Below are 1534 nucleotides of genomic sequence, written 5' to 3' on the forward strand. Positions count from 1 at the left end.
CGGACGGCGCGAACCGGCGGCCCGCGGACGGCCCGGACGCGCGCGGCGCGTCCGGCCGCGCCCGGACCGCGGCACGGTCAACTCTGGCCCGCTGAGGGCCGCGCCCCCCACCCGTCGTTCACGGAGGACATCCATGGCCCACGACCTGCTCGACGCCGTCCGGTCCGGAGCGAGCGGACCCGAGCTGCAGGAGATCGACCTGCCGACCCGGTTCCGCGCCGCGTTCACCCGCAAGGACGAGGTCGGCATCTTCGACGGCCAGACCGACAAGGACGTGCGCCGTTCGCTGCACGTCGGCGAGGTCGACATGCCCGAGCTGGCGCCCGACGAGTGCGTGGTCGCGGTGATGGCGGCGGCGATCAACTTCAACACCGTCTGGTCGGCGATCTTCGAGCCGGTGCCGACGTTCGCGTTCCTGGAGAAGTTCGGCCGGCAGGGCTGGTACGGCGCCCGGCACGACCTGCCGTACCACATCCTCGGCTCCGACGGCTCCGGCGTCGTCGTCCGCACCGGCAGCGGCGTGAAGAACTGGAAGGTCGGCGACAAGGTCGTCCTGTCCCCGTCCTACGTGGACGAGGAGGACCACGGCTCCTACGACGACGGCATGATGTCGGAGTCGCAGCTCGCCTGGGGCTTCGAGACGAACTTCGGGTCGCTCGGCGAGTACTGCATCGTCAAGGCGAACCAGCTGATCAAGAAGCCCGCGCACCTCACCTGGGAGGAGGCGGGCTCCAACACGCTGTGCGCCGCGACCGCGTACCGGATGCTCGTCGGCACCCACGGCGCCCGCATGAAGCAGGGCGACGTCGTGCTGATCTGGGGCGCCACCGGCGGGCTCGGCTCGTTCGCGACGCAGCTCGTCCGCAACGGCGGCGGCATCCCGGTCGGCGTCGTCTCCTCCGATGAGAAGGCCGACATCGTCCGGGCGCAGGGCTGCGAGCACGTCATCAACCGCAACGAGCTGAACCTCGGCGAGGAGGGCCTGCGGCACCCGAAGGCGGGCCGGATGCTCGGCGAGGCGATCCGCCGCCTCGTCGGCGAGGACCCCGGCATCGTGTTCGAGTACCTCGGCCGCGAGACGTTCGGCGCGTCCGTCTACGTCGCCAAGCGCGGCGGCAAGATCGTCACGTGCGGCTCGTCGACCGGCTACAAGCACGAGTACGACAACCGGTTCCTGTGGATGCGGCTGAAGAGCATCATCGGCTCGCACGGCTTCAACTACCACGAGGCCGTCGAGGTGAACCGGCTGTTCTCGCTCGGCATGATCCACCCGACGCTGTCGAAGTCGTTCCCGCTGGACGAGGCGGGCGAGGCGACCCGCGCCGTCCAGACGAACCAGCACATCGGCAAGGTCGCCGTCCTCTGCGGCGCCACCGGCGAGGGCCAGGGCGTCGACGACCCGGCGCTGCGCGAGCGCATCGGCGAGGAGAAGTTCCACCTCTACCGCCGCTGACCACCCCGTTGACGTGGGGGGGGGCCCCCCCGCGGGGGCCGCCCCCCCCCCCGCGCGGTGGGGGGGCGGGGCTCCTGGTGT

The 1534-nt window shown here is 71.4% G+C and carries 1 protein-coding gene; it reads left to right on the plus strand.

Annotation, left to right across the window (positions count from 1 at the left end):
• The first annotated feature begins 133 nt into the window (after window positions 1-133).
• Window positions 134-1453 carry a crotonyl-CoA carboxylase/reductase gene (ccrA, locus tag F9B16_RS50185; protein ID WP_151547311.1) on the plus strand — a complete coding sequence of 440 codons (1320 nt, stop codon included), beginning with the start codon at window positions 134-136 and terminating at the stop codon, window positions 1451-1453.
• Window positions 1454-1534: the final 81 nt, after the last annotated feature.

The sequence above is a fragment of the Actinomadura montaniterrae genome (genome assembly GCF_008923365.1).
Lineage (GTDB): Bacteria > Actinomycetota > Actinomycetes > Streptosporangiales > Streptosporangiaceae > Spirillospora > Spirillospora montaniterrae.

Bases quoted from the DNA above. Each gene is read 5' to 3' on its own strand.
- ccrA (WP_151547311.1), top strand. From the start codon at position 134: ATGGCCCACGACCTGCTCGACGCCGTCCGGTCCGGAGCGAGCGGACCC.